Genomic DNA, 1,650 nt, shown 5'->3' with positions numbered 1-1,650 from the left:
GGCAGGATAACGAAGAGATCGCCAACGAGGCCGTAATCGGCAACCTGGAAAATCGGTGCTTCTTCGTCCTTGTTTATGGCAACAATGACCTTGGAGTCCTTCATGCCGGCCAGATGCTGGATCGCGCCGGAAATGCCCACGGCGATGTAAAGGTCAGGCGCGACAACCTTGCCTGTTTGTCCAACCTGCCAGTCATTCGGTGCATAGCCCGCATCGACAGCCGCACGCGAAGCACCAACCGCAGCGCCGAGCTTGTCAGCAACCGGGAGGATCACTTCCTTGAACTTTTCGTTGGAGCCAAGAGCACGTCCGCCGGAAATAATGATCTTCGCCGAGGTCAACTCAGGACGATCGCCACCGGAAAGCTTTGCTTCAACAAAGGTCGAAAGGCCAGGATTGGCAGCCGCCGAAATGGTCTCGACGGAGGCTGATCCGCCTTCGCCAGCAGCGGCAAAGGTTGCCGTGCGAACCGTGATAACCTTCTTGGCATCGGTGGCCTGCACCGTCTGCAAGGCATTGCCCGCATAGATCGGACGCTTGAATGTGTCAGCCGAGATAACTTCGATAATGTCTGACACCTGCATGACATCGAGCAGCGCTGCAACGCGCGGCAAGATGTTTTTGCCGTTGGTGGTGGCAGCGGCGATGATCGTGTCATAGCCGTCGGCAATCGAGACGATCAATGCAGCGGTAGCTTCGGCGAGGCGGTTGGCCAGATCATCGCTATCGGCCAGCAAAACCTTCTTGACGCCCGCAAGCTTGGCAGCCTGATCTGCAACGCCCTTGGCGCCTTTTCCGGCTACCAGCACATGCACATCCGAACCGATGGCGAGCGCTGCGGTCAAAGCCTTGGCTGTCTGGTCGGAAAGGGTTTCGTTATCGTGTTCGGCAAAAAGAAGAATAGCCATGGTGAATTCCTTATCCTTTTCCTTAAAGAACGCCAGCTTCGTTCTTCAGCTTGGAGACAAGCTCCGCAACGTCCTTGACCTTCACACCAGCCTTGCGTCCGCCCGGCTCTTCAGTCTTCAGAACCTTGAGGCGCGGCGCAGTGTCAACGCCGTAATCAGCAGCTGACTTCTCATCGAGAGGCTTCTTCTTAGCCTTCATGATATTGGGCAGCGAAGCATAACGCGGCTGGTTCAAACGCAGATCGGTGGTGACGATTGCCGGCAAAGTGACCTCAATGGTCTGCAGGCCGCCATCGACTTCGCGTGTTACCTTGGCCGACTTGTCACCAAGTTCAACCTTGGAGGCGAAGGTGGCCTGGCTCCAACCGAGCAACGCTGACAGCATCTGGCCGGTCTGGTTGGCATCGTCATCGATTGCCTGCTTGCCAAGAATAACGAGCTGCGGCTGTTCGGCTTCAACGACGCCCTTCAAAATCTTGGCGACGGCCAGCGGCTCGACAATATCGTCGACCTTGACCAGAATGGCACGGTCCGCACCCATGGCGAGTGCTGTGCGCAAAGTTTCCTGCGCCTGCGCCGGGCCAATCGACACGACGACAACTTCCTCGACCTTGCCGGCTTCCTTCAAACGAAGCGCTTCCTCGACCGCGATTTCGTCGAACGGATTCATCGACATTTTCACATTTGCAAGCTCAACGCCTGAACCGTCACCTTTGACGCGGATCTTGACGTTGTAATCGAC

At 56.7% G+C, this 1,650-nt stretch carries 2 protein-coding genes; both read right to left on the bottom strand.

What is annotated here, in order from left to right; all coding sequences use genetic code 11:
* On the bottom strand, window positions 1-908 hold a 908-nt coding region (locus V9K95_RS23645), incomplete at its 3' end, for an electron transfer flavoprotein subunit alpha/FixB family protein (RefSeq protein ID WP_336442419.1).
* 22 nt (window positions 909-930) lie between these two features.
* Window positions 931-1,650 (bottom strand): electron transfer flavoprotein subunit beta/FixA family protein (locus tag V9K95_RS23640; RefSeq protein ID WP_336442420.1); only part of this gene is annotated, 720 nt, incomplete at its 5' end.

This window comes from Phyllobacterium sp. CCNWLW183, from assembly GCF_037203775.1.
Taxonomy (GTDB): domain Bacteria; phylum Pseudomonadota; class Alphaproteobacteria; order Rhizobiales; family Rhizobiaceae; genus Phyllobacterium; species Phyllobacterium ifriqiyense.
The sequence above is the reverse complement of the archived record's forward strand: the minus strand, read 5'-3'. Positions and strand labels throughout refer to the sequence as shown.